The sequence below is a fragment of the Streptomyces sp. NPDC107521 genome (assembly GCF_055598485.1).
In genome coordinates, this window is the sequence record NZ_JBVKAT010000010.1 from 235,678 (window position 1) to 260,883 (window position 25,206).

Consider the following 25,206-nt stretch of genomic DNA (forward strand, 5'->3'; position numbering starts at 1 on the left):
CCGGTCCCGTGCCGTCCCCTGCACTCACCCATGGTCCCCCGGACCGCCGTGGGCGGCGTGGGCGGCGTGGGCGGCGTCGGGGGCGTGGAGGGCGTCGGGGGTGTCGGGGGCGCGCTCCTCCGCCGGCCGGTCGAACTCGTCGGTGACCAGCGGCACGGTGTCCCGGTCCCCGCCGGTCCAGCGGACCAGCAGGTCACCGAGGGCGGTCTCCTGGTCCAGGGCGACGGCCCGCTCCCGGTACAGCTCCAGCAGCGCCAGGAAGCGGGCCACCACGGTCAGGGTGTCGTCGGTGTCCTCCACCAGGACCCGGAAGCTCGCCTCGCCCAGCTCGCGCAGCCGGGCCACGACGAGACCGGCCTGCTCCCGCACGCTCACCAGGGGCGCGTGGATGTGGTCGACGTACACCTGCGGCTCGGGCCGGGGCCGCATCGCCGTCACGGCGAGCCGGGCGAGGCCCTCGGGCCCGATGGTCAGGACGACCTCGGGCAGCAGCTCGGCGTGGTGCGGCTCCAGGCCGACGGTGCGGGGGTGGCGGTGGGCCTCGGCGTCGAGCCGCTCGGCGAAGATCTCCGCGATCCGCTTGAAGGCGCGGTACTCGAGCAGCCGCGCGAAGAGCAGGTCGCGGGCCTCCAGCAGGGCGAGGTCGGCCTCGTCCTCCACCTCGGCGGCGGGCAGCAGCCGGGCCGCCTTGAGGTCGAGCAGGGTGGCGGCGACGACCAGGAACTCGGTCGTCTCGTCCAGGTCCCAGTCCGGGCCCCGCGCCCGGATGTGCGCCATGAACTCGTCGGTCACCCGGGACAGGGCGACCTCGGTGACGTCCATCCGGTGCTTGGCGATCAGCTGGAGCAGCAGGTCGAACGGCCCCTCGAAGTTGGCCAGCCGCACCGTGAAGACGCCGTCGCCGTCCCCGGCGCTCCGCGCCCCTTCCGGCTCCGCGTCCGCCGTCCCGGCACCGCCGGGCGCCGGACCGCCGGCCGTCGCGGGCTCGCCGGGCTCCCCGTCGGCCCCGTCCCCGGCCGGGCCGGGGAGTGTGCCGGGAGCGGCACCGGGCGGCGTCCCGGGGGCCGGGGCCGCCGCGGACGGCCCTCCGGGGGCCCGCGGCGCGCGGCCGGGTCCCGGGGCGGGTGACGAGGGCGGTGCGGGGGGGTCCGCGGCCCCGGGGCCGGGTCCCGCCGTGCCCGGCCCGGCGGTCCGCGGACCGGAGCCGGGCTCCGCGGTCCGCGTCCCGGTGATGCCCGGCGGTCCGGGCGGCGGCGCCCCGGTGGGGGGCGGTGGCGGGGTGCCGGGGCCTCGGCCCAGGGGGCGGCGGGGGGTGTGGTTCGCGGGCATGGCCCTGGCAGGCTACCCGCTACCGCCCGCGCAGCCGCCGTACGAGGATGCTGGCTTCGCCGCGGGTCTCCAGGTCGGCGAGGACCACGGCGACCGCCTCGCGGACGATCCGGCCCCGGTCGACGGCGAGCCCGTGCTCGCCGCGGAGCACCAGGCGGGCGTGCTCCAGGTCCATCAGCTCCTCGGCGGAGACATAGACGGTGATCTTCTCGTCGTGGCGCTCCCGACCGCTGGGGCGGCGCGCGGCGGCCCGGCCGCGCTTGCGGGACTGGGCGGCGGGCGCCTCCTGCGGGGCCCCCGGGCCCCGTCCGACGGCCCGCGCGGCGCGCTCCGCGGCCCTGCTGTGCGGTTCACCGGCCGCGCCCTGCTCGGCGTCGGCCGCCGGGGCGTGCTCCGGGCCCCCGCCGTCGCCGCCCTGCGCGGGCACCGACTGCGGCGCGTCCTCGGCGGCGGCCGGGTCGTTCTCCCCGGCCGGCCCGGGGATCCGGGCCTCGCCGCCGCCCTGCGGCCGGCGCGGGGTGGAGGGCTGGAGCGGCGTCCCGCCCGTCGTACGGAAGAGTTCGTCGGCACCCGGCAGACTCACTCGGCGTGACACCGGGCGAGCACCTCCCTGGCGAGCTGGCGGTAGGCGGCGGCACCGACGGAGTTGGAGGCGTAGGTGGTGATCGGCTCACCGGCGACCGTGGTCTCCGGGAAGCGGACCGTGCGCCCGATGACCGTGTGGTAGACGTGGTCGTCGAAGGCCTCGACGACCCGCGCCAGCACCTCGCGGCTGTGCACCGTGCGCGAGTCGTACATCGTCGCGAGGATGCCGTCCAGCTCCAGGTCGGGGTTGAGCCGCTCCTGGACCTTCTCGATGGTCTCGGTCAGCAGCGCCACGCCGCGCAGCGCGAAGAACTCGCACTCCAGCGGCACGATCACCTTGTGCGCCGCGGTCAGCGCGTTGACCGTGAGCAGGCCCAGCGAGGGCTGGCAGTCGATGACGATGAAGTCGTAGTCGTCCATCAGCGGCTTGAGCGCCCGCTGGAGGGTGGACTCGCGCGCGACCTCGCTCACGAGCTGCACCTCGGCCGCCGACAGGTCGATGTTGCTGGGCAGCAGGTCCATGTTGGGGACCGCGGTCTTCAGCAGCACCTCGTCGGCCGCCATGCCCCGCTCCATGAGCAGGTTGTAGACGGTGAGGTCGAGTTCCATCGGGTTGACGCCGAGACCGACCGAGAGCGCGCCCTGCGGGTCGAAGTCGACGAGCAGCACCCGGCGGCCGTACTCGGCGAGCGCGGCACCCAGGTTGATGGTCGACGTGGTCTTGCCGACGCCGCCCTTCTGGTTGCACATCGCGATGATCTTCGCGGGACCGTGCTCGTTCAGCGGGCCCGGGATCGGGAAGTACGGCAGCGGGCGTCCGGTCGGACCGACGCGCTCCCGGCGCTGCCGGGCCGCGTCGGGAGCGAGCGTCGCCGCGTACTCGGGATCGGGCTCGTACTCCGCGTCCGGATCGTAGAAGTGCCCCTCGGGCAGTTCGTCGTAGTCGGCGAAGTGGTTGCGGGTCGCGCCACTTCCGTCGCCGGCCATGGCGTTCACGTGTTGGCCATCCAAGCTCATGTGTGCTGTCCGAGTTGCCTGCGGACTCTGGTGGGCTGCGAAGGTGCGTACAGCGACGGAGCCGACGGCCTCAAGGCGCCCGGGGGCCTCGGCCCGTGCGGTCATCCCTGGTTGACCACCCCCGGGAGTAAATGTCGACTTATTCACAAGTCGTCTTACCTCCTTGGTGACCAGGGAACTTCTGGACAGGTCAGCGTGGCACCATGCCGACGGTTCGCGACTCTATGGCGTGTCGGGCGTTCGCAGCAACACAATCCGCCGGACCCGGCCCGATGTGTCGGTAATGGAACATCCCCCTGTCAAGGGCGTACGACCGTCGCACAGCAGGATTCGGCGGTGTGCGAATCGGTCGAACCGTGGCGTTCGAGGCGAGTTGACCGAGCATCGCAAAGTGACCATACACACACTCGGCCGGACCTTGTCGGGCAAGGTCCGGCCGGGTGTGCTGGGTTGACGGCGCGGGTTGACGTATCGCCTTGGGCGTCCGGCGACTTGGCCGATACGTCGACCCGCGCGGTCGCGGCGGCTCCCGCCGGCGGGGCTCAGGCGAGCAGCGAGGCCGGCTCCACGTACTCCAGGCCGTGGGCCTCGGCGACCTCCTTGTAGACGACCTTGCCGTCATGGGTGTTGAGGCCCCTGGCCAGCGCGGGGTCGCGGCGCAGCGCGTCGGCCCAGCCGCGGTTGGCCAGCTCCACGATGTACGGCAGCGTGGCGTTGGTCAGCGCGTAGGTGGAGGTGTTGGGGACCGCGCCGGGCATGTTGGCGACGCAGTAGAAGACCGAGCCGTGGACCGGGAAGGTCGGCTCGGCGTGGGTGGTCGGGTGCGAGTCCTCGAAGCAGCCGCCCTGGTCGATCGCGATGTCGACAAGGACACTGCCGGCCTTCATCCGGGACACCAGTTCGTTGCTGACCAGCTTGGGGGCCTTGGCGCCCGGCACCAGCACGGCGCCGATCACGAGGTCGGCCTCCAGGCACGCCTTCTCCAGCTCGAAGGCGTTGGAGACGACGGTCTGGATCCTCGTGCCGAAGATCTTGTCGGCCTCCTTGAGCTTCGTGATGTCCTTGTCGAGCAGGGTCACGTGGAAGCCCAGGCCGATGGCGATCTGCGCGGCGTTCCAGCCGGAGACGCCGCCGCCGATGACGACGGCGCGGCCGGCCAGCACGCCGGGGACGCCGCCGGGGAGCACGCCGCGCCCGCCGTTGGCCGCCATCAGGTGGTAGGCGCCGACCTGCGGGGCGAGGCGGCCCGCGACCTCGGACATCGGGGCCAGCAGCGGCAGGGCGCGGCTGGGCAGCTCGACCGTCTCGTAGGCGATGGCGGTGGTGCCGGAGGCCAGGAGGGCGTCCGTGCACTCCCTGGAGGCCGCCAGGTGAAGATAGGTGAAGAGGGTCTGGTCCTTGCGGAGGCGGTGGTACTCCTCCGCGATGGGCTCCTTGACCTTCAGCACGAGGTCCGCGGTGGCCCAGACCTCGTCCGCGGTGGCGAGTATCTCCGCGCCGGCGGCGACGTACTCGGTGTCGGGGATCGAGGAGCCGACGCCCGCGTCGTGCTCGACGACGACCTGGTGACCGTGGCGCACGAGCTCGTGCACGCCGGCGGGGGTGATGGCCACCCGGAACTCGTTGTTCTTGACCTCGCGGGGAATGCCGACCTTCACGTGGATCACGGTCCTTGGCTCAGAGGGTGGGGCTCTTGCAGGGCGTACCCGTCCATAATCGGGCACACCAGGAGATACCGCAGGAGAACGTGCGGCGGATCCAGTCTAATGAAGGTGTTCCCGCTGTCCAACCTTTCAAAGCATCAAACTTCATCGGAAGCACTGCGGAATTCGCAGGCTTCTGCCGGATTCTCCCTCAGCAAACGATCCGCGGCCCCCCGGTGCAGTCCCGCCGCCGCGGGATCACCGAGGCGCTCCAGGGTGTCGGCCAGCCTGAGCCGCAGCGCCGCCTGGAGCCGGGCGTCCTCCGCCCGGCGCGCCCATTCGACCGCCTCCTGGCAGGTCCGCAGGGACTCCTCGGGGCGGCCCGCGTACTCCTGGACCCGGGCCAGCTCGCTCAGCGCCCGCGCGTGGGCGGCCACGTCGCCCGCCCTGCGGTGCCCGGCCACCGCCGCCCGCCAGTTGCGCAGCGCCTCGCCGTAGCGGCCCGCGTAGGTGTGGGCGGTGGCGATGCGGCCGTAGACCCGGGCGGCGTCGGCGCGCTCGTCTCGGGCGAGCCGCTGGGCGAGGGCCCGGCCGAACCAGTCGGCGGCCCGGTCGTAGTCCCCCAGCTCCAGGTGGGCGCCGCCCACCGACTCCATGGCGCGGCCCGTCGCGTACGGGTCGTGCGCCTCGCGCCCGGCGTCCAGGGCGGCCCGGTAGCGGGTCAGGGCCTCGGCGGTGCGGCCGGTGCGGGCGTCCAGGTCGGCGAGGTTCAGCAGGGCGGCGGCCTTCTCCCGGGGCAGGTCGCGCCGCTCGGCCACGTCGAGGACCAGGCGGTGCACCCCGTACAGGTCGGCCGCGGCGGCCCGGGTGCCGACGTGGGCGACCACGGCCCGCACGAGTTGCGACATCAGCCGCCGGGCGAGGGTGTCCAGCTCGCCGTCGGCGACCGCGAGCCGGGCCGAGGCCAGCAGGGCGGGCCGGCGCAGCCGCAGCCACTCGGCGGCGGCCCGGGGGGTGGGGAAGCGCAGCGCCCGGGGCATCCCCAGGAGCTTCTCCCGGGCCTGCGGGCTGTCGGTCTCGGTGATCGCCCGGCAGGACATCAGCAGCCGCACGGTGCGCTCCAGCATGCGGGCGCGGGCCAGTTGCAGCTCGGCGGGCCGCTCGTGGGCGGCGGCGAGCGCGGCGAGCCGGGCGTGCAGGCAGCCGGGGACCTCGTACTCGGGCAGCGGGGAACCGGCCCGGCGCAGCGCGCCGAGGGCGACGAGGTCGTCCAGGAGGACGCGGGCGCCGTTGACCGAGCACCCGGCGAGCGCGGAGGCGGTGTGCGGGTCGACCAGTCCGGCCGGGGCGAGGGAGAGCAGGCGCAGCATCCGGGCGGCGGAGCCGGGCAGGGAGGCGTGCACCAGGCCGAGGACCCGGCCGAGCGGGTCCCCCTCGTCGGCCTCGGCGTGCAGGTGCTTGGCGAGGTCGGCGACGGCCGCCTGGGGTCGGGCGGCGAGCCAGCCGCCCGCCAGGCTCAGGGCGGCGGGCTGGCCCTGGCAGATCTCGGCCAGGTGCTCGGCGGCGCGCGGGTCGACGGTGACGCGGACGGAGCCCGCGTGCCGGGAGAGCAGCCGGACGGCCGACTTGGTGTCCAGGCCGCCGAGCGTGCAGGGGCGCACGTCCGCGATGCCGGTGAGCGGGCCCCGGGCGACGGCGACGACGAGGCAGTCGGGGGCGTCCGGGAGCAGCGCGTCGACCTGTTCGGCGTCGGCCGCGTCGTCCAGCAGGAGCAGCGCCCGCCGGCCGTCGAGGGCCTCGCGCAGGGCGGCGGTCAGGTCGTCCTCCCCGGCGCCGGGCGGGGCGGGGCGGTCCAGGGCGGTGAGCAGGTCCCGGGCGAGGCGTTCGACCGGGACGCGGGTGCCGTCGGGTTCGCTGAGCCGGGCGCGCAGCACCCCGTCGGGGTAGCGGTCGGCGACGCGTTCGGCGAGTTCCCCGGCGAGCGCGGTGCGGCCGGAGCCGGGGCGCCCGGCGATCAGCAGCACGCGGGCGCGGGGGGCCTTGCGGCCGGAGAGGGTGTCCAGGCCGGCGCGCTCGATGTCGGCGCGCAGTTCCTTCAACTCCCGCACCCGGCCGAGGAAGCCGTCCCCCTCGGACATGTCGTCGGTCAGCCGTACGGCCTCCGTGTCCACCGCCTGATCCGTCACGGGCCACACTCCCGATCCCACCGCGCTCCGGCGCCCGCCGGAACCCCGTACGGGCGGTTTCCGAGCCTAGTTCACGCTCTGCTACGTCCCGTGCGGAGCGCGGCGGACACATCCCCTGATCGGATCAGCGGATCGTCACACCTTCACTGGGCCGGATGGCCCCGCGGCCCCCGCCGGACGGCCCGGACCGGCCCCGGCACCGGGACGCGCGGCCGGAGCCGGGCGGCCGGTCCGGCGCGGGAAGCCGGGCCCGGACCGGGCGGCCCGCACCGGACGGCGCGGGGGCCGGCCCCGGGACGCGGGCGACCGGCGCCGGAGGCGGGCGGCGTCAGGAGGCGAAGGGACGGGCGGGCCACGGCGCCCCGGCCGGGCGGAGCGCGTCGAGCCCGTCCCCCTGCCGGGCGGCGACCAGCGACAGCACGCCCACGACCAGGCAGTTGTTGTGCAGCTCCCCCGCGAGCACGCCCCGCACCAGCTCGGCGACGGGCACCCGCGCCAGCTCCATGTCGGCCTCCTCGTCCTCGACCGCGAAGCGCTCCCCCGCGGCCTCCGACAGGTTCCGGGCGAGGAAGATCCGCACGGCCTCGTCGCAGCCGCCCGGGGTGGTGTAGACGTCGGTCAGGACCCGCCAGTCCGCCGCCTCGACGTGGGCCTCCTCGTACAGCTCCCGCCGGGCGGCGTGCAGCGGGTTCTCACCGGGCACGTCGAGCAGCCCGGCCGGGATCTCCCACAGCTTCTCCCGCACCGGGTGCCGGTACTGGCGGATGACCAGGACCCGGTCCTCCTCGTCCAGCGCGAGGACGGCCACCGAGCCGGGGTGCACCTGGTAGTCGCGGCCCGCCACGGAGCCGTCGGGCATGACCACCTCGTCGGTGCGCACGGACGTCTTCTTGCCGCGGAACGGGGTCGAGGTCGCCCGGACCTCCCACTGCTCGGGGGTGTCCCTGATGGTCATGCCTGTCCTTCCGGAGGTACGCGGGAACCGGGGCGCGCGTGCTGGTCACCCGCGCCCCGGTCACCGTACCGCCGGTGGGCTAGCGGGCCGTCTTCCGCTCGACGGCGGCCTTGACCAGGCCGGCGAAGAGGGGGTGGGGCCGGGTCGGGCGGGAACGCAGCTCCGGGTGGGCCTGGGTGGCGACGAGGTAGGGGTGCACGTCGCGGGGGTACTCCACGTACTCGACCAGCTTGCCGTCGGGGGAGGTGCCGGAGAACACGATGCCGGCCTTCTTCTCCAGCTCCGCGCGGTAGGCGTTGTTGACCTCGTAGCGGTGGCGGTGGCGCTCCTCGACGTACTCGCGGTCGTCGTGGACCTCGCGGACGATGGAGCCCTCGGCGAGCTTGGCCGGGTACATGCCCAGGCGCATGGTGCCGCCGAGGTCCCCGTCACCGGCGACGATGTCGAGCTGCTCGGCCATGGTCGAGATGACCGGGTGGGGGGTGGCCGGGTCGAACTCGGTGGAGTTGGCGTCGGTGATGCCGGCGAGGTTGCGGGCCGCCTCGACGACGATGCACTGCAGGCCGAGGCAGAGGCCGAGCAGCGGGATGCGGTTCTCGCGGGCGTAGCGGATGGCGCCGACCTTGCCGAGGACACCGCGGTCGCCGAAGCCGCCGGGGATGCAGACCGCGTCCACGTCGCGCAGCTGGGCCTCGGCCCCGGCGGGGGTGCGGCAGTCGTCGGAGGTGACCCACTTGATGGTGACCCGGGCGCGGTGGGCGAAGCCGCCGGCCCGCAGGGCCTCGGTGACCGAGAGGTAGGCGTCGGGCAGGTCGATGTACTTGCCGACGAGGGCGAGGGTGATCTCGTGGTCCGGGTGGTGGACGCGGTCCAGGAGGTCGTCCCAGGTGGTCCAGTCGACGTCGCGGAAGGGCAGGTCGAGCTTGCGGACGACGTAGGCGTCGAGGCCCTCGGTGTGGATGACCTTGGGGATGTCGTAGATGGAGCGGGCGTCGGGGCAGGCCACGACGGCGGCCTCGTCGACGTCGCACATCAGGGAGATCTTCCGCTTGATGGCGGTGGGGACCTCGCGGTCGCAGCGCAGCACGATGGCGTCGGGCTGGATGCCGATGTTGCGCAGGGCGGCCACGGAGTGCTGGGTGGGCTTGGTCTTCAGCTCGCCGGACGGGCCGATGTAGGGCAGCAGCGAGATGTGGACCACGAAGACGTTGTCCCGGCCGACCTCGTGGCGGACCTGGCGGACGGTCTCCAGGAAGGGGAGCGACTCGATGTCGCCGACGGTGCCGCCGACCTCGGTGATCACGACGTCGACGTCGTCGGTGGCCATCCGGCGGATGCGGTGCTTGATCTCGTTGGTGATGTGCGGGATGACCTGCACGGTGTCGCCGAGGTACTCGCCGCGGCGCTCCTTGGCGATGACGGTGGAGTACACCTGGCCGGTGGTGACGTTGGCGGAGCCGTCGAGGTCGCGGTCGAGGAAGCGCTCGTAGTGGCCGATGTCCAGGTCGGTCTCGGCGCCGTCGTTGGTGACGAACACCTCACCGTGCTGGAACGGGTTCATCGTGCCCGGGTCGACGTTCAGGTACGGGTCGAGCTTCTGCATGACCACGCGCAGGCCCCTGGCCTTGAGGAGCATCCCCAGGCTGGAAGCCGTCAGGCCCTTGCCGAGCGAGGAGGCGACCCCCCCGGTGACGAAGATGTGCTTGGTCGTCGAAGACTTGGGCGGCATGGCCAAGGCGGGGCTCCCGTGGTCGCGGTCTGGGGGTGCGGTGCGTTCGTCGTCCGGCCCGGGGGGAACCCGGTTCTCGTCGGCGGCGCCGTCGCTGCGGTTCCGGGGTTCTTGTCCCACCGGTCCACGGGCTACCAGAGTAACAGCGCCTCCGGGGGATGGCTTCCGGCCACCCTCCGCGTCCGGGCCGGTACACAGGCGCACCGTCACGGGTCCCCCACTCGGCGGTCACACATTCGGTGGACGCGGGTTGTCCGGAGCGGCACACAGATCATCCGTGTGCGTCGTATCCTGCTCGGACGTTCGCTGCCGAGCCCGTCCGGAGCCGCGGCACCACCCCTTGCCGTACCTGCCGGAACAACGCGAGCCCGTCAGTCCGTTGCACAACAATCGTCCTTCGTGGCACAGCGTCCGGCCCCCGGCCGGACGACCGCCGTGCCCACCGCCGACGACGCATGACCTACCCCCCTTGACCGCATCAGCGACCGCCCCCATCTGCGGGGTGACGTGGCCGTTCGACTGGAGTTGCACGTGGCCGGGCGCATCGAAGACTACGCACTCATCGGAGACATGCAGACCGCCGCCCTGGTCTGCCGGGACGGCACAGTCGACTGGCTGTGCCTGCCCCGCTTCGACTCGCATGCCATCTTCGCCGGCCTGCTCGGCACCGAGGACCACGGGTTCTGGCGCCTGGGCCCGGCCCATGACCCCGGTTCCCGGCCGCCCGCCGCGGACCGGCGCGGATACCGTGGCGACTCGCTGATCCTGGAGTCCGAGTGGGACACCCCCGGCGGCACGGTCCGGGTGACCGACTTCATGCCGCCGCGCGACGGCGCGCCCCAGGTGATCCGGATCGTGGAGGGCGTCTCCGGCCGGGTGGAGATGCGCTCGGAGCTGCGGATGCGCTTCAGCTACGGGCGGATCGTGCCCTGGGTGCACAAGCACGAGGGCCGCACTGTGGCCGTCGCCGGGCCCGACTCCGTCTGGTTCGACACGGAGGCCGAGACCTACGGCGAGGCACTCACCACCTACTCCGACTTCACCGTCTCCCCCGGCGAGCGGATCGCGTTCACCATCTCGTGGGAGCCCTCGCACAAGCGTCCGCCCGCGCTGCCCGAGCCGGAGCAGTCGCTGGAGGCGACCGCGGACTTCTGGCGCGAGTGGGTCGAGCACTGTACCTACCACGGCCCCTACCGGGAGGCCGTGATCCGCTCCCTGATCACGCTCAAGGCCCTCACCTACGCGCCCACCGGCGGCATCGTCGCCGCGCCCACCACCTCCCTGCCGGAGGAGATCGGCGGCGTCCGCAACTGGGACTACCGCTACACCTGGCTGCGCGACGCGGCGATCACCCTCTCCTCGCTGCTGCGCACCGGCTACCGCGAGGAGGCCCGCGCCTGGCGCGAGTGGCTGCTGCGCGCGGTCGCCGGGGACCCGGAGAACCTCCAGATCATGTACGGCATCGCCGGTGAGCGGGAGCTGGGCGAGGCGGAGCTGGACTGGCTGCCCGGCTACGAGAACTCCTCCCCGGTCCGGGTCGGCAACGGCGCGGCCCACCAGCTCCAGCTCGACGTGTACGGCGAGGTGACCGAGGCCCTGCACCTGGCCCACATGACCGGCCTGGCCCGCAACGACTACGCCTCCGTGCTCCAGCTCAAGCTGATCCGCTACCTGGAGGACCACTGGCAGGAGCCGGACGAGGGCATCTGGGAGGTGCGCGGCCCGCGCCGCCACTTCGTGCACTCCAAGGTGATGGCCTGGGTCGCCGTCGACCGCACCATCAAGCTCATCGAGTCCGGTGACGCCGAGGGCCCGCTGGAGCGCTGGAAGCGGTTGCGCGCCGACATCCACCGCGACGTCTGCGAGAAGGGCTACGACAAGGAGCGGAACACCTTCACCCAGTCCTACGGCTCCCGGGAGCTGGACGCCTCGCTGCTGCTGATCCCGCAGATGGGCTTCCTCCCGCCGGACGACAAGCGCGTCATCGGCACCATCGAGGCGATCCAGCGGGAGCTGTCGACCTCGGACGGCTTCATCCTGCGCTACCCGACCGACGGCGAGGCCGAGGGCGTCGACGGGCTGCCCGGCGACGAGGGCGCCTTCCTGGCCTGCTCCTTCTGGATGGCCGACGACCTGGCGATGATCGGCCGGGTGGACGAGGCACGCCGGCTCTTCGAGCGGCTGCTGGCGCTCCGCAACGACCTGGGCCTGCTGGCCGAGGAGTGGGACCCGCGCCTGCAGCGCCAGGTCGGCAACTTCCCCCAGGCGTTCAGCCACGTCCCGCTGATCGACACGGCCCTCCGCCTGACCGCCAGCGGCGCCTACGGCGGCTGAGCCGAGGGGTGCCCCGCCGCCCGGCGGCGGGGCACCCCTCCGCACCCCTCTCCCCCCGCCGCGTCCGTGCGGGACCGGTGAATCCGGTTGCGGCGGGGCCGGGCCGTCCGGTGGGCTGACCCCATGGACGGTGCCACGGAACGGCCGGAACGCCCGCGCTGGGCCGCGTCCGCGGCGGGCCGGGAGACGCCGTTGCCGGCCCCCGGCCGGGAGACCGCCGCACCGGCGGACGGCGGGCGGGGGCCCGCACCGCGCCCCGGGTGGCACAGGGCGGCGGTGCTCGCGGCGCTGATGCTGGCCGCCTTCACCTTCAACACCACCGAGAACCTCCCGATCGGGCTCCTGGAGCCGGTCTCCGCCGACCTGGGCGTGTCCGTCCCGGCGGCCGGGCTCCTGGTCACCGGCTACGGCCTGACGGTGGCCGTCGCCTCACTGCCCCTCACCCACGCCGCGCGGTCCGTGCCCCGGCGCCATGTGCTCACCGGCCTGCTGGCCGTGCTGGTGGTGTCGAGCCTGGCCGCGGCGGTCTCCACGGCCTACTGGCACCTGCTGGGGGCGCGGCTGCTGACCGCGCTCGCCCAGGCCCTGTTCTGGGCCGTGATGGGCCCCGTGGCTGTGGGCCTGTTCGCCCCCGGGCACCGGGGGCGGGTCATCGGGGCGCTGTCCGTCGCCGGGTCGCTCGCCCTGGTCTCGGCGTGCCCGCCGGTACCTGGCTGGGGCACCGGAGCGGCTGGCCCGTCCCGGTCGCCGTGCCCGCGGCGCTGGGCCTCGTCTGCCTGGTGACCGTCGCCGCCCTGCTGCCGACCTCGCGCCCGGAGGAGGAGCCGGCCGCCCGCGCTCCGCGCCCCGACGCCCGCCGGTTCGCCAGGGTGCTGGCGGCGGGGGCGCTGTCGTCCACAGGGGCGTTCACCGGATACACGTACATCGTGACCTTCCTGGGCGAGGTGAGCGGGTTCTCGCCGCGCGGGGTGAGCGTGCTGCTCGTGGTCTTCGGCGGGGCCTGCCTGGCCGGGGTCGGCGTCACCGGGCCGCTGCTGGACCGCTTCCCCGGGGCGGCGCCGGCCTGGGCCGTGGCCGTCCAGGCGGCGGGCCTGCTCGGCCTGTACGCGGCGGGCGGCGGGCGGGTGGCCTCGGTGGTGTTCCTGGCCCTGACGGGCGGCGCGCTCGGGCCGGTCTTCATGGCCACCCAGAACGCGATGCTGCGCTGCGCGCCCGGCCGCACCGACATCGCCCTGGCGGCCAACTCCGGCCTCTACAACGCGGGGATCGCCGGGGGCGCCGCGCTCGGCGGGCTGACCCTGTCCCTGGCCGGTGTGCGGACGGCCTTCCTCGTCGGGGGGCTGCTGACCGCGGTGGCGCTCGCCCCGCTGGTGGACCGCTCCCGGTCCGGCGGCTCCCGGTCCGGCCGCTCCCGGTCCGGCCGCTCCCGGTCCGGCGGCTTCCTTTGCGGCCGGTTCCGTCCCGGCCGGTCACGTGTCGGCCGGTCACGTGTCGGCACGGTGTCCCGGCCGGCCGGGTAGCCCCGGGGCGCCGCTCTCCGGGGCCGGGCGTGGGGTCCGCACGGGGCTGCGGCACGCGGCGGAGACGGCGGCCGCCGCGCAGGGGATCGCCGACCGGCCCTGGTACGACGCCCGACGGCTCGACATCGGTCTGCTGCTCTGGCGGCTGCGCGGCCATCCGGACCCGGCGGCGTTCGTCGACCGGACCATCGGGCCGCTGCGGGACCACGACGACCGCTCCCGGCCGCCGCCGCTGCCGACCCTCCGGAGGTATCCGGCGCACGCGGGCCGCAAGGCGGAGACCGCCCGCGAACTCCACCTCAGCCGGCAGACGCCGTACAACCGGCCGGCCCGGATCGGGGAGTTGCTCGGCACCGATCCCGACGGCCCGGAGACGGTACTGGCGTTGAGCCCGGCCCTGCGCGCCCGCCGCCACGTGCCCTGAGCGCGGGGGCGCGGGGCCGGAGGGGAGTCGGGGTCGCGGGACCCCGGGCGCGCGGACCGGAGTGCGGGCGGAGCGGATGCGTACGGGGAACGGGGCGCGGGGCGCGGGGACGGGACGCGGCATGTGTCCGTTCCGCCGTCCGGACCGGTAGGCGGTCACCCGGTCCCCCGTCCGGGTCGGCCCGCCGGGCGGCACCGGGGCGGGCCTCACCGAGCGGCTCTCCAACGGGGCGTGAGGGCCCGTCGTCCCGGTCGTACCGCGTCCGGGACGGTATGTCACGATCCGCCGAGTGGGTCCGGTGCCTCCGGTGCGCCCCGAGAAGGGGCCCGGGGCGAAACGGGGCCCGGCGCGGAACGGGCCCGGCACGGAACGGCGGCGGTGGCGGGTGACGATGGCGGCGCGGACGCGCGCCCCGGGGCACGGTCCGCGGGTCAGGGCGTCAGAGCAGCGGGAGCGGCTTGGTCAACTCGTCGTAGACGCTGAGGACCTGGGCGACGGTCTCGTCCTCGGTGGGCCAGGTCGCCGCCTGGCGTAACCCGGCGTCCGCGAGCGCCTCCCGCCGAGCGGGGGCGCCGAGCAGTCCCACGACGGCCTCGGCGAAGGCGTCGGCGTCGCCGGGCGGGGTGATCTCGGCGGCGTCGCCGAGGAGTTCGCGGAGCCCGGACCCGGCGGCGACCAGCGGCACCCGGGCGTGCAGGGCCTCCTTCGCGACGGCGGGCCGTGCCGCGCACCCGGCGGGCAGCAGGGCGAGATCGGCGGCGGCGAGCAGGTCGGGGACGTCGTCGCGGTCGCCGAGGAGCAGCACGGGCAGCCGCTCGTCCTCGATCCGCCGCTGCGACTGCGCCCGCGCCGGGTCCTCCCCCGCGACGACGACCAGCGGCGCGGGGTCCAGCCCGCGCCAGGCGCGGGCGGCGTCGAGCAGCGGGCCGAGGCCGTACCGCCGCTCCAGCGGTCCGGCCGCGACGAGTAAGGGGCGGCCCACGGCGCCGAGTTCGGCACGGAGCTTGGCGCGCGCCCCGTCGTGGCCCTCGGGCCCGGCCGGGGGCCGCTCGGGGCGGGGCAGCCCGACCGCGCCCAGCCGGGCGTCCCGCGCGCCGGACCGCCGGGCCAGGTCCACCAGTTCGGAGGTGGTGCCGAGCACCACGGAGGCGGCCCTCATCACCCGCCGCTCCAGCACCCTCAGCAGGTGCTCGCGGGGCCCCTCGGCGTGCGTCCGGCCGTGCCAGGTGACGACGAGCGGGGTGTGGACGCGCCGTCCGGAGAGGGCGAGGGCGGCGCGGAAGGAGGCGTGCAGCCCGTGGGCGTGCACCAGGTCGGCCCCCGAACAGGCCGCCCGCAGCCCCGCCACCGAGACCGGGTCGCTGCTGCGCGGCACATGCACATGGCCGGCGCCGGTGCCGGCGAAGTCGTGGGCCCGTTCGGCCTCCAGGGGGGCGCACACCGTGACGTGCACGCCCCTCGCGACGAGCCCCGCGGCCAGGGAGCGCACGTGCGCGCTGCTGCCGGCGTTGCCGCCGCCGAGCACCTGCACGGTGCGCAGTGGCGACTGGCCGAGCGGTGCGTGGCTGCTCACGGGGGTCACGTGGCCGGGCTCCTGGGTTCGGCGTGGGACGGTCACGAAGAAGGTACGGAACGGCGGCGCGGAGGGTCGCGCCGCGCGGCTTCCCGCACGTTACTCCGCTCAGCATGCCAGGCCGCACGGATGTTCCGGGAACGGCGGGCGGCCCGCCCGCCCGGCTCCGGACAACCCCCTGACTCCAATTCACTCACAAGAGTGAAGCCCCGCCCACCCCCCGCGCGGCTCCGCCCGCCGGGCCGCCCGCTCCCCGGGGCACGGGCCCGCCCCAGCGTTCCCGGCGGTCACGGGAGCCCCACCGGGGGCGCGCATTCAGAAAGTGCGCCCCCTTGTCGCAGCCCGTGGGAACCGGACCGGTTGGCGGGAAACGGCCCCTCCCCGGCACCGGCCGGGCCCGCCCGCGCGGACACCCGGCGACCGCGGCACGAGGCCCCGCCGCCCCACACGCCCGGCACGGACGCGCACCCCGCGCGGCCTACGCGTCCGTGCGGGCCGTCGCGAGCAGTTCCTCCGCGTGGGCGCGTGCCGTCTCGGAGTCCTCCTGGCCCGCCAGCATCCGGGAGAGCTCGCGCACGCGCTCCTCCCCCTCCAGGACCTTGACGCCGGACCGGGTCACCGAGCCGTCGTCGGTCTTCTCCACCAGCAGCTGCCGGTCGGCGAACGCGGCGACCTGCGGCAGGTGCGTGACGACGACGACCTGCGCCGTCTTCGCCAGCCGCGCCAGGCGCCGCCCGATCTCGACCGCCGCCTTGCCGCCGACCCCGGCGTCGACCTCGTCGAAGAGGTACGTCGGGACCGGGTCGGTGCCCGCGAAGACCACCTCGACGGCCAGCATGACCCGGGACAGCTCACCGCCGGAGGCGCCCTTGGCGATGGGCCGCGGGGGCGCGCCCGGGTGCGGGGCCAGCAGCAGTTCCACCTCGTCGGCGCCGTACGGCCCGTGGGCGACGGTCCGGCCGCCGACCTCGATGCCGTCGGGGTCCCCGGTCTGCCGGATCGCGAACGACACCCGGGCGTGCGGCATGGCCAGCGAGGCCAGTTCGGCGGTGACCGCGGCGGCGAACCGCTCGGCGGCCTCCGTCCGCGCGTCGGTCAGGGCCTGCGCCAGGTGGCCCAGTTCCGTCCGCAGCGCGTCCCGTTCGGCGGTCAGCCCGCCGATCCGCTCGTCGTCCCCGTCGAGTTCCGCCAGCCGCCCGGCACTCTCCTCGGCCCAGGCCAGCACGGCGGTCACGTCCTCGCCGTACTTGCGGGTCAGCGCGGTGAGCGCGGCGCGCCGCTCCTCGACCGCGGCCAGCCGCAGCGGGTCGGCGTCCAGGTCGTCGGCGTATCCGGCGAGTTCCCCGGCCACGTCGCGCAGCAGGATGCCGACCTCGCCGATCCGCTCCGCGAGCGCGGCCAGCGCCGGGTCGTGCGCGCGGACCGCGTCCAGGGCCCGCTGCGCGCCCGCGACGAGGGTCGCCGCGTCCACGCCCTCGGGGTCCTCGGGGTCGCCCGCGAGCGCGGCGTGCGCCGCCGTGGCGGCCGAGGCGAGCGCCTCGGCGTGGCCCAGCCGCTCGGCCTCCCCGGCCAGCTCCGCGTCCTCGCCGGGGGCGGGGTCGACGGCCGCGATCTCGTCGAGGCCGTAGCGCAGCAGATCGGCCTCCTGGACGCGTTCCCGGGCGCGGGTGGTGATCTCGTCCAGCTCGGCGGCGACGGCGCGCAGCCTGCGGTGGGCGACCCGGTAGGCGGTGAGCGGCCCGCTGACCGCGTCGCCCGCGTACCGGTCCAGCGCCTGGCGCTGGCGGCCCGGCTTGAGCAGCCCCTGCTGGTCGGTCTGCCCGTGCACGGCGACGAGCTCGTCGGCCAGCTCGGCCAGCATGCCCACCGGCACGGACCGGCCGCCCAGATGGGCCCGCGAGCGGCCCTCGGCGGACACGGTGCGGCTGATCAGCAGCGCGCCGTCGTCCAGCTCGGCCCCGGCCTCCCGCGCGCGCACGGCCGCCGCCGCCCCGCCGGGCACGGCGACGCGCCCCTCGACGACGGCGCTCTTGGCGCCCATCCGTACCAGGGCGGCGTCGGCGCGCCCGCCCAGGAGCAGCCCGAGGCTCGTGACCACCATCGTCTTGCCGGCCCCGGTCTCGCCGGTGACCGCCGTGAACCCGGGTGACAACTCGACCACGGCGTCGTCGATGACTCCGAGCGACCGTATCCGCATCTCCTCCAACACGCACCCGACCTTACGAGGTCCGGGCCGGGGAGTGCGACCGGCCCGCCCCGTCGCCCACCGCGCCGGGCGCCCGCGAGGGGGCGCGGGGGCACACCGGAGCGGCCGGAGGCCCTGAACGGCCTCCGGCGCCGCGAAACCACCCCTTCGGGTCTCCTACTGGGGCGCCCCCCGCCACCCCGAGACGGGCAGCGCGAACTTGGCGACCAGCCGGTCCGTGAAGGAGGCGTGGTGCAGCCGGGCCAGCCGGACCGGCACCGCGCCCCGGCGCACCTCCACCCGGGCGCCCGGCGGCAGCTCCACGGTGCGGCGGCCGTCGCACCACAGCACTCCGGGCGGGATGTGCGGCAGCACCTCCACCACGAGCACCGAGTCCGGCGAGGTGACCAGCGGCTTGGCGAACAGGGCGTGGGCGCTGATCGGCACCATCAGCAGGGCCTCGACCTCGGGCCAGACCACGGGGCCGCCGGCCGAGAAGGCGTACGCCGTCGACCCGGTCGGCGTCGACAGCACGATGCCGTCGCAGCCGAAGCCGGTCACCGGCCGCCCGTCCACCTCCAGCACGACCTCCAGCAGCTTCTCGGCGCCCGCCTTCTGCACGGCGGCCTCGTTGAGCGCCCAGTCGGTGTGCACGATGTCGCCGTTGCGGTGGACGACGACGTCGACGGTCATCCGTTCCTCGACCTCGTAGGCCCGGTTCACCACCCGGTCGACGACCTTGTCGAGGTCGTCGCGCTCGGCCTCGGCGAGGAACCCGACCCGGCCGAGGTTGACGCCGAGCATCGGCACCCCCGAGCCCCGGGCGAACTCGGCGCCGCGCAGCAGGGTGCCGTCACCGCCGAGGACGATCAGCAGTTCGCATCCGTCGAGGCACCCGGAGGCGTCCTCCCCCACCGGCTCCACCTCGGCCGGCAGCGGCAGGTCGCGCGCCTCGGCCTCCAGGACCCGTACCCCGATTCCGGCCAGCAGCAGCCCCTTGACGACCAGTTCGGCGCTGCGGATGGCTGCGGGACGTCCGGTGTGGGCGAGCAGGAAAACAGTACGAGCTGGATTCTGTGTCAACGCGGCCCCTCCGCCACTGCACGGTCAACGTCGTCCGGGTCGAGGCGGTCCGCCCCGGCCCGCAGCCACAGAAAGTACTCGACGTTGCCCGAGGGACCGGGCAGCGGACTGGCCGTGACGCCCTCCACCCCGAGCCCCAGTTCCCAGGCCCGGTCGGCGACCCGGCGCACCGCCCCGGCACGCAGCTCCGGGCTGCGCACCACTCCGCCGCTGCCCAGCCGTTCCCGGCCGACCTCGAACTGCGGCTTGACCATCATGACCAGATCGGCGCCCGGCCGGGTGCATCCCACCAGGGCGGGCAGCACCAGCCCGAGCGGGATGAAGGACAGGTCGCCCACGACGAGGTCCACGCGCTCCCCGTCGATGGCCTCGGGCGTCAGCTCCCGGACGTTGGTGCGGTCCTTGACGGTGACGCGGGCGTCCTGCCGGAGGGACCAGGCGAGCTGCCCGTACCCGACGTCGACGGCGACCACGTGGGCGGCCCCGGCGCGGAGCAGCACGTCGGTGAAGCCGCCGGTGGAGGCCCCGGCGTCCAGGGCGCGCCGCCCCTCGACGACGAGCCCCCGCGGCACGAAGGCCGCGAGCGCCCCGGCGAGCTTGTGGCCGCCGCGCGAGACGTAGTCGGGATCGTCCTCGTCCCGGGTGACGACGATGGCGGCGGCGGTCTCCACCTGGGTGGCGGACTTGGTCGCGACGGCCTTGCCGACGGTGACCCGGCCGGCCGCGATGAGCTGCCCCGCGTGCTCCCGCGAGCGCGCCAGTTTGCGGCGGACCAGTTCCGCGTCGAGACGGCGGCGTGCGACTCCTGCCACGTTCGGTTCAGCTCCCTTGTGCGTACGGGCCCGGGGGCGCCGGAGGTCCCGGGCGGGCGTCGAGCGCGGTGAGCGCGTCGCGCAGCCCCCGGTGCACATCCTCGTACACCTCGGTGTGCCCGTCGGTGGTGAGGTGGTCGGCGTCGGCCAGCCGCAGCAGCCCGGCGTCCACCCCCGCGTCGCCGGTGGGTTCGCGGGGGACGCCCAGCGGGGCGGGGCCGGGGGTGCCGGACTCCGGCTCCGGTCCGCCGTCCCCGCCCGGGGCCGCCGGTTCCGCGTCTGCGTCGCTCATGCTCCGACGCTACCGCGCGCTGGGGTACGGTCGGTCCCCATGGCGACGACCGAGGAGTGCCGTGCCGCGCTCGACCGGCTCTCGGACCGGATGCGCGAGGCCGACGGGGACCTGCGGGCCGCGGCCTCCCCGCCCCGCTCGGTGAGCTGCCACATCACCGATCTGGACCTCACCTTCGCGGGCCGGATGGCGGACGGCGGGATCGAGGTCCACGAGACCCTCCCGGGGCCGCCCCGCGCGCGGGCCGACATCCGGCTCGCCATGACGGGCGACGACCTGGTCGCCCTGGTCGGCGGGGAGCTGCACTTCGCCCGTGCCTGGGGCTCCGGACGGGTACGGCTGGAGGCGGGCCTGCGCGACCTGTTCCGCCTCCGCAAGCTCCTCTAGGGCCTCTGGGGCCCCTGGGGCCTCTCCGGGGCCGTGGTGCCGGGCACCGGCGACCCGCCGCCGGGCCGCCGGGACACCGCGTCGGCCCCTCCCCGCCCCGCCCCCGTACGCGCCGGACCCGTCCGGGAAGGCCGGAAGCCGTCGCCCCGGCACGACGGGGACCCGGTCGGGACCCCGCGCCGCCCCCGTGGCGGCGTCCGGCCGCTCAGAGCCCCAGCCGCGCCAGCGCCTTGCCCCCGTCCAGCCCGCATCCGCTCGCGCCGCCCGCCGTCCAGGCCGCCGCGCACAGGGCCCGCAGACCGTCCAGGGCCGCGCCGCCGCCCGCCAGTTCCAGCCGCTCCGGGCCGGCCGTCGCCGTCCAGCCGCCGCAGCGGAACCCCTCCGCCGCCTCCCCGGTGACCTCGGGCTGGCCGGTGAGCAGCCCGCGCAGATCGGCGTCGACATAGGTCGGCCGGTGCTCCGGGGGCGCCGCCAGCAGCAGGGCCCCGTCGGTGACACCGGTCAGCACGAGCAGCGAGTCGACCTCCCCGTTGAAGGCGCCCTCGATGTCCGTGTCCAGCCGGTCCCCGACCACCAGCGGCCGCACCGCCCCGGTGCGCAGGACCGTCTCCCGGTGCATCGGCGGCAGCGGCTTGCCCGCCACCTTCGGTTCGGCGCCGGTGGCGATCCGCACGACCTCGACCGCCGCGCCGTTGCCCGGCGCGATGCCCCGCGCGCCGGGAATCGTCAGATCCGTGTTGGACGCGTACCAGGGCAGCCCGCGCGCGACCGCGTACGACGCCTCCGCGAAGCGCCCCCACGGCAGTTCGGGCCCGCCGTAGCCCTGCACCACGGCCGCCGGGTCGTCCTCCTCCGACTCGACCGGCACCAGGCCCCGCTCCCGCAGCGCGACGCGCAGCCCCTCCCCGCCGATCACCAGCACCCTGCTGCCCGCCGGCAACTCGTCGGCGATCAGCCGGGCCACCGCCTGCGCCGAGGTGATCACGTCCTCGGCGGCGCTCGGTATGCCCAGCTCGGTCAGGTGCGCGGCCACCGCTCCGGGGGTGCGCAGCGCGTTGTTGGTGACGTACGCCAGCCGCATCCCGTCCCCGCGGGCCGCCGCGAGCGACTCCACGGCGTGCGCGATGGCGTTCCCCCCGGCGTAGACCACACCGTCCAGGTCCAGCAGCGCCGTGTCGTACGCCCGGCTCAGCCCCTGTCCGCTGCCCTGGGGACCCGTCCTGACGCTCCGGACCATCGCACACCGCTCCTCGTTCGACGACTTTCCCCCGATCATCCCCCATGCCCCCGGCGGACGTACGATGCCGGGATGAAGACCGCAGGTCACCCGGAAGCAATGGCGCGCCGGGGCCTGGAACTCACCCCGTTCCGAGGCCTCCGCTACGACCCCGACCGGGTCGGCAGTCTGGCCGCCGTGACGTCCCCGCCCTACGACGTGGTGGTGCGCCCCGACGGACTGCTGCACCTGGAGTCCGCCGACCCGCACAACATCGTCCGCCTGATCCTGCCCCAGGCCGAGACGCCCCGGGCCCGCAACGCGCAGGCCGCCGAGACGCTGCGCCGCTGGCGCACGGAGGGCGTGCTGACCGCCGACCCCGAACCCGGGCTGTACGTCTACGAGCAGCGCGACGGCGGGGGGCTGCTGCAACGGGGGATCATCGGCACCCTGCTGGTGACGGACCCCGCCGAGCGGATCGTCCTGCCGCACGAGGACGTGATGCCCCACGTCGTGGCCGACCGGGCCGCGCTGATGCGCGCCACCTCCGCCAACCTCGAACCGCTGCTGCTCACCTACCGGGGCGAGGACGGCGCCTCCGCCACGGCCACCGTCGTGGAACGCGCCGCCGGCCGCCCGCCGCTGCTCTCCACGACCACGGAGGACGGCTTCTGCCACCGCCTGTGGGCGGTCACCGACCCGGCCGAAGTGGCCGGGGTGCGGCGGGAACTGGCGGGGCACCAGGCGCTCATCGCCGACGGCCACCACCGCTGGGCCACCTACCGCACGCTCCGCGCGGAGCACGACTCGCCCGGCCCCTGGGACCACGGGCTCGTGCTGCTGGTCGACACGGCCCGCTATCCGCTGCGGGTGCGCGCGATCCACCGGTTGCTCCACGGGCTGCCGGTGGCCGACGCCGTCGCCGCCCTGGAGGGCCGCTTCCGGGTCCGCCGCCTCGGTACCGCGCTGGGCGGCGCGCTGGCGGAGCTGGCCGGGGCGGCGGCCGGGGGCAACGCCTTCCTGCTGGCCGGGGACGGCGCCTTCCACCTCGTGGACCGGCCGGACCCCGCCCTGCTGGAGCGCACGGTCCCGGCCGACCGTCCGGCGGCCTGGCGGACCCTGGACGCCACCGTCCTGCACGCCACGCTGCTCGCCCATGTCTGGGGCGTCCCGGACGACTCCGCCGCCCATGTCTCCTACATCCACGACACGGCGGCCACGATGGAGAAGGCGGAGCGGGACGGTGGCACGGCGGTGCTGATGCACCCGGTGCGCGAGGAGGTCGTCCGGGACCTGGCCCGGCAGGGCGTCACGATGCCGCGCAAGTCGACGTCGTTCGGCCCCAAGCCGGCCTCGGGACTGGTGCTGCGCGCGCTGGACCTCTGACCCGGCGCGCGCGGCACCGCCCGCTCACTCCGTGCCGGTGTCCTTCCCGGCCTCCTCGGGCGCGGCGCGCTCGCCGGTCTCCCCGGCGGGGGCGCCGTCCGCGGCCGCGTCGTCCGGGGCGGCCCCGTCCGTGTCACCGTCGTCCGTGCCGGCGTCGTCCGGGACGGTCTCGTCCGCGGCCTCGTCCCCGGTCGTCACGTCCTCGGTCACGGTGCCGGCCCCGGGGCCGTCCCCGTCGCCGGTCCGTGCCTCGGCGGGCGCGGCCGTCCCGTCCTCGACGAGGGCGTCCACGAACTCCACGCCGTCCAGCTCGGCGAGCCGGTCGGAGGCGTCGGTGCTGCTGTCCCGGTCGGACTCGACGGCCTTGGCGAACCACTCGCGCGCCTCGCCCTCGCGCCCGGCGGCGAGCAGCGCGTCCGCGTAGGCGTACCGCAGCCGCGCGGTCCAGGGCTGCACGGAGTGGGAGGCCAGCTCCGGGCTCTGCAACGTCACGATGGCGGCGTCCAGCTGGTCCATGTCCCGCCGGGCGCCGGCCGCGACGAGCCGCATCTCGACCTGGCCGGCCTTGTCCAGCTTGTGCACCTCGGGGGCGCCGGCCATGTCCAGCGCCTTCTCCGGGCGGCCGAGACCGCGCTCGCAGTCGGCCATCACGGGCCAGAGGTCCACGGAGCCGGTCATCCGCCGGGCGGCCCGGAACTCCGCCAGGGCCTCGCTGTACTTCTGGTTGGCGTACGCGGCGAAGCCGGCCGCCTCCCGCACGGCGGCGACGCGCGACGCCAGCCGCAGCGCCACCTTGGAATAGCCGTAGGCGCCCTCGGGGTCCTCGTCGATCAGCCGGGCGACCATCACGAGGTTGCGGGCGACGTCGTCCGCGAGCGTCTTGGGCAGGCTCAGCAGCTCCTGCCGCACGTCCTTGTCGATCTCCTCGCCGGTGACGTCCTCGGGGATCGGCAGCCGCTTGATCGGCTCACGGTCGCGGTCCCGCTCGTCGCGGAAGCGCCCGCCGCCGCGCCGGTCGTCGCGGCGGTCGTCCCTGCGGTCGTCGCGCCGGTCGTCACGGCCCCGGTAGCCGCCGGGGCGCCCGCCCCGGTCGTCCCTGCGGAAGCCACCCCGGTCGCCCCGGTCGTCGCGCCCGCGGAAACCACCGCGGTCGTCGTCACGACGGAAGCCACCCCGGTCGCCCCGGTCGTCGCGGTCGTCACGGCGGAAGGCCGGACGCTCACCGCGGTCGTCACGACGGAACGGAGGACGGTCGCCACCCCGGTCGTCACGACGGAACGACGGGCGGTCGCCACCGCGCTCGCCACCCCGGTCGTCACGGCGGAAGGAGGGACGGTCGCCGCCCCGCTCGCCGCCCCGTTCGTCGCGGCGGAACGGGGGACGCTCGCCGCGGCCTCCGCGGTCATCACGGTCGTCGCGGCGGAACGGGGGACGGTCGCCACCGCGGTCGTCGCGACGGAAGGCCGGGCGGTCGTCGCGACGGAAGCCACCGCGGTCGCTCCCGCGGTCGTCACGCCGGAACGGCGGCCGGTCGCCACCGCGCTCGCCGCCCCGTTCGTCGCGGCGGAACGGCGGGCGCTCGCCGCGGCCTCCGCGGTCATCACGGTCGTCGCGACGGAACGGGGGACGGTCGCCACCGCGCTCGCCACCGCGGTCGTCACGCCGGAACGACGGGCGGTCGCCGCCGCGGTCGTCGCGACGGGGGCCGGAGTCGCGGTCGTCGCGGCGCGGGCCGTACCCACCGCCCCGGTTGTCGTCACGGCGGTCGTCACGGCGGAAACCGCCCCGGTCGCCGCGGTTGTCGTCCCTGCGGAACCCTCCGCGGTCGTCACGACGGGAGCCGCCCCGGTCGTCGCGGTCGTCGCGGCGGAAGGACGGACGCTCACCACGGTCGTCACGACGGAACGGAGGACGGTCGCCACTCCGGTCATCACGGCGGAAGGAGGGGCGGTCGCCGCCACGGTCGTCCCGGCGGAAGGACGGCCGGTCGTCACGACGGAAGGCGGGGCGGTCGCCACCGCGGTCGTCACGCCGGAACGACGGGCGGTCGCCGCCGCGGTCGTCGCGACGGGGGCCGGAGTCGCGGTCGTCGCGGCGCGGGCCGTACCCACCGCCCCGGTTGTCGTCACGACGGCCGTAGCCGCCACCGCGGTTGTCGCCACCACGGTCATCGCGGCGGAAGTCACGACGATCGCCCCGGTTGTCGTCACGGCGGTCGTCACGGCGGAAGCCGCCGCGGTCCCCGGGGCGTCCGCCCCGGTCGCCGCGGTCACCACTGTCCCGTCGCCGCTGGTCGCGCTCCGGTCGGTCGTCGGGAGAGTTGGTGGACATCGGTGACTCCTGTCTTCGGTACCGCACGTCATTCTCACGCACCCGGGTACCCGGTGCGCCCTGGAAAAACGAAAGGACCCCTGGTCCCCAGCATGAACGCTGGGGACCAGGGGTCCTTTCCAAAGATTGTTCGGCGGCGTCCTACTCTCCCACAGGGTCCCCCCTGCAGTACCATCGGCGCTGTAGAGCTTAGCTTCCGGGTTCGGAATGTAACCGGGC

Annotated in this window: 17 protein-coding genes, 1 rRNA gene and 3 pseudogenes; 5 read left to right on the forward strand and 16 right to left on the reverse strand. The window is 75.4% G+C overall.

Translation table 11 applies throughout. The annotated features are described in order from the left end of the window. Positions 1-24: 24 nt before the first annotated feature. The 7 genes from ACZ7LB_RS17830 to ACZ7LB_RS17860 form a co-directional block, all read right to left on the reverse strand. Complete coding sequence (locus ACZ7LB_RS17830) at positions 25-1,329, reverse strand: segregation and condensation protein A (RefSeq protein ID WP_471469170.1); 1,305 nt, start codon at positions 1,327-1,329, stop codon at positions 25-27. A gap of 19 nt (positions 1,330-1,348) precedes the next feature. Beyond that, a complete protein-coding gene (locus ACZ7LB_RS17835) occupies positions 1,349-1,924 on the reverse strand; it encodes a hypothetical protein (RefSeq protein WP_471469172.1) in 576 nt (191 codons plus the stop codon). Beyond that, complete coding sequence (locus ACZ7LB_RS17840; protein ID WP_471469174.1) at positions 1,909-3,036, reverse strand: ParA family protein; 1,128 nt, start codon at positions 3,034-3,036, stop codon at positions 1,909-1,911. The genes ACZ7LB_RS17835 and ACZ7LB_RS17840 overlap by 16 nt, the downstream gene beginning before the upstream one ends. Before the next feature lie 437 nt (positions 3,037-3,473). After that, positions 3,474-4,589, reverse strand: a complete 1,116-nt coding sequence (gene ald / locus ACZ7LB_RS17845; protein ID WP_471469176.1) for an alanine dehydrogenase — start codon at positions 4,587-4,589, stop codon at positions 3,474-3,476. A gap of 143 nt (positions 4,590-4,732) precedes the next feature. Next, positions 4,733-6,760, reverse strand: coding sequence for a tetratricopeptide repeat protein (locus ACZ7LB_RS17850; RefSeq protein ID WP_471469178.1), 2,028 nt, complete (start codon positions 6,758-6,760; stop codon positions 4,733-4,735). Positions 6,761-7,088: 328 nt separating this feature from the next. After that, positions 7,089-7,715 (reverse strand): NUDIX domain-containing protein, encoded by a 627-nt coding sequence (locus tag ACZ7LB_RS17855; RefSeq protein WP_471469180.1) that lies wholly within the window; start codon positions 7,713-7,715, stop codon positions 7,089-7,091. A 79-nt stretch (positions 7,716-7,794) separates the two neighbouring features. After that, complete coding sequence (locus ACZ7LB_RS17860; RefSeq protein ID WP_471469182.1) at positions 7,795-9,444, reverse strand: CTP synthase; 1,650 nt, start codon at positions 9,442-9,444, stop codon at positions 7,795-7,797. Between the two features lie 531 nt (positions 9,445-9,975). Here ACZ7LB_RS17860 and ACZ7LB_RS17865 point away from each other — a divergent pair. The 3 genes and pseudogenes from ACZ7LB_RS17865 to ACZ7LB_RS17875 all read left to right on the forward strand — a co-directional run. Further along, positions 9,976-11,778, forward strand: coding sequence for a glycoside hydrolase family 15 protein (locus tag ACZ7LB_RS17865; RefSeq protein ID WP_265293043.1), 1,803 nt, complete (start codon positions 9,976-9,978; stop codon positions 11,776-11,778). A gap of 291 nt (positions 11,779-12,069) precedes the next feature. Continuing rightward, positions 12,070-13,298: pseudogene (locus ACZ7LB_RS17870) on the forward strand (MFS transporter). Positions 13,299-13,338: 40 nt separating this feature from the next. Then, a pseudogene (locus tag ACZ7LB_RS17875) lies at positions 13,339-13,722 on the forward strand (PucR family transcriptional regulator); the annotation flags it as partial. Between the two features lie 439 nt (positions 13,723-14,161). Here the strand turns inward: ACZ7LB_RS17875 and ACZ7LB_RS17880 are convergent. From ACZ7LB_RS17880 to ACZ7LB_RS17900, 5 genes are all read right to left on the reverse strand, one after another. Continuing rightward, positions 14,162-15,304, reverse strand: a complete 1,143-nt coding sequence (locus ACZ7LB_RS17880) for a glycosyltransferase family 4 protein (RefSeq protein WP_471469184.1) — start codon at positions 15,302-15,304, stop codon at positions 14,162-14,164. Between the two features lie 469 nt (positions 15,305-15,773). After that, complete coding sequence (gene recN / locus ACZ7LB_RS17885; RefSeq protein WP_471469218.1) at positions 15,774-17,492, reverse strand: DNA repair protein RecN; 1,719 nt, start codon at positions 17,490-17,492, stop codon at positions 15,774-15,776. Positions 17,493-17,657: 165 nt separating this feature from the next. Continuing rightward, positions 17,658-18,563, reverse strand: a complete 906-nt coding sequence (locus tag ACZ7LB_RS17890; protein ID WP_471469186.1) for an NAD kinase — start codon at positions 18,561-18,563, stop codon at positions 17,658-17,660. After that, positions 18,560-19,375 (reverse strand): TlyA family RNA methyltransferase, encoded by an 816-nt coding sequence (locus ACZ7LB_RS17895; protein WP_471469188.1) that lies wholly within the window; start codon positions 19,373-19,375, stop codon positions 18,560-18,562. The genes ACZ7LB_RS17890 and ACZ7LB_RS17895 overlap by 4 nt, the downstream gene beginning before the upstream one ends. A 7-nt stretch (positions 19,376-19,382) precedes the next feature. Next, positions 19,383-19,667, reverse strand: coding sequence for a hypothetical protein (locus ACZ7LB_RS17900; RefSeq protein WP_471469190.1), 285 nt, complete (start codon positions 19,665-19,667; stop codon positions 19,383-19,385). A gap of 39 nt (positions 19,668-19,706) precedes the next feature. On the opposite strand from ACZ7LB_RS17900, the gene ACZ7LB_RS17905 reads away from it, so the two are divergent. Next, complete coding sequence (locus tag ACZ7LB_RS17905) at positions 19,707-20,054, forward strand: sterol-binding protein (protein WP_471469192.1); 348 nt, start codon at positions 19,707-19,709, stop codon at positions 20,052-20,054. 205 nt (positions 20,055-20,259) lie between these two features. Here ACZ7LB_RS17905 and ACZ7LB_RS17910 read toward each other — a convergent pair whose 3' ends face one another. Continuing rightward, complete coding sequence (locus tag ACZ7LB_RS17910) at positions 20,260-21,291, reverse strand: HAD hydrolase-like protein (protein ID WP_471469194.1); 1,032 nt, start codon at positions 21,289-21,291, stop codon at positions 20,260-20,262. A 72-nt stretch (positions 21,292-21,363) separates the two neighbouring features. Here ACZ7LB_RS17910 and ACZ7LB_RS17915 point away from each other — a divergent pair, with 72 nt between their 5' ends. Next, positions 21,364-22,656: a DUF1015 domain-containing protein gene (locus ACZ7LB_RS17915; RefSeq protein WP_471469196.1), complete on the forward strand. Its 1,293-nt coding sequence runs from the start codon at positions 21,364-21,366 to the stop codon at positions 22,654-22,656. Between the two features lie 24 nt (positions 22,657-22,680). Here the strand turns inward: ACZ7LB_RS17915 and ACZ7LB_RS17920 are convergent, their stop codons facing one another. From ACZ7LB_RS17920 to rrf, 3 genes and pseudogenes are all read right to left on the reverse strand, one after another. Continuing rightward, positions 22,681-23,565, reverse strand: coding sequence for a tetratricopeptide repeat protein (locus tag ACZ7LB_RS17920; protein WP_471469220.1), 885 nt, complete (start codon positions 23,563-23,565; stop codon positions 22,681-22,683). Between the two features lie 693 nt (positions 23,566-24,258). Then, positions 24,259-24,834: pseudogene (locus ACZ7LB_RS17925) on the reverse strand (DEAD/DEAH box helicase); the annotation flags it as partial. A gap of 281 nt (positions 24,835-25,115) precedes the next feature. Further along, positions 25,116-25,206, reverse strand: a 5S ribosomal RNA gene (rrf, locus tag ACZ7LB_RS17930); the annotation flags it as partial.

Bases quoted from the DNA above. Each gene is read 5' to 3' on its own strand.
- recN (WP_471469218.1), bottom strand. From the start codon at position 17,492: ATGCGGATACGGTCGCTCGGAGTCATCGACGACGCCGTGGTCGAGTTG.
- ACZ7LB_RS17910 (WP_471469194.1), bottom strand. From the start codon at position 21,291: ATGGTCCGGAGCGTCAGGACGGGTCCCCAGGGCAGCGGACAGGGGCTG.
- ACZ7LB_RS17915 (WP_471469196.1), top strand. From the start codon at position 21,364: ATGAAGACCGCAGGTCACCCGGAAGCAATGGCGCGCCGGGGCCTGGAA.
- ACZ7LB_RS17860 (WP_471469182.1), bottom strand. From the start codon at position 9,444: ATGCCGCCCAAGTCTTCGACGACCAAGCACATCTTCGTCACCGGGGGG.
- ACZ7LB_RS17830 (WP_471469170.1), bottom strand. From the start codon at position 1,329: ATGCCCGCGAACCACACCCCCCGCCGCCCCCTGGGCCGAGGCCCCGGC.
- ACZ7LB_RS17840 (WP_471469174.1), bottom strand. From the start codon at position 3,036: ATGACCGCACGGGCCGAGGCCCCCGGGCGCCTTGAGGCCGTCGGCTCC.
- ACZ7LB_RS17900 (WP_471469190.1), bottom strand. From the start codon at position 19,667: ATGAGCGACGCAGACGCGGAACCGGCGGCCCCGGGCGGGGACGGCGGA.
- ACZ7LB_RS17855 (WP_471469180.1), bottom strand. From the start codon at position 7,715: ATGACCATCAGGGACACCCCCGAGCAGTGGGAGGTCCGGGCGACCTCG.
- ACZ7LB_RS17905 (WP_471469192.1), top strand. From the start codon at position 19,707: ATGGCGACGACCGAGGAGTGCCGTGCCGCGCTCGACCGGCTCTCGGAC.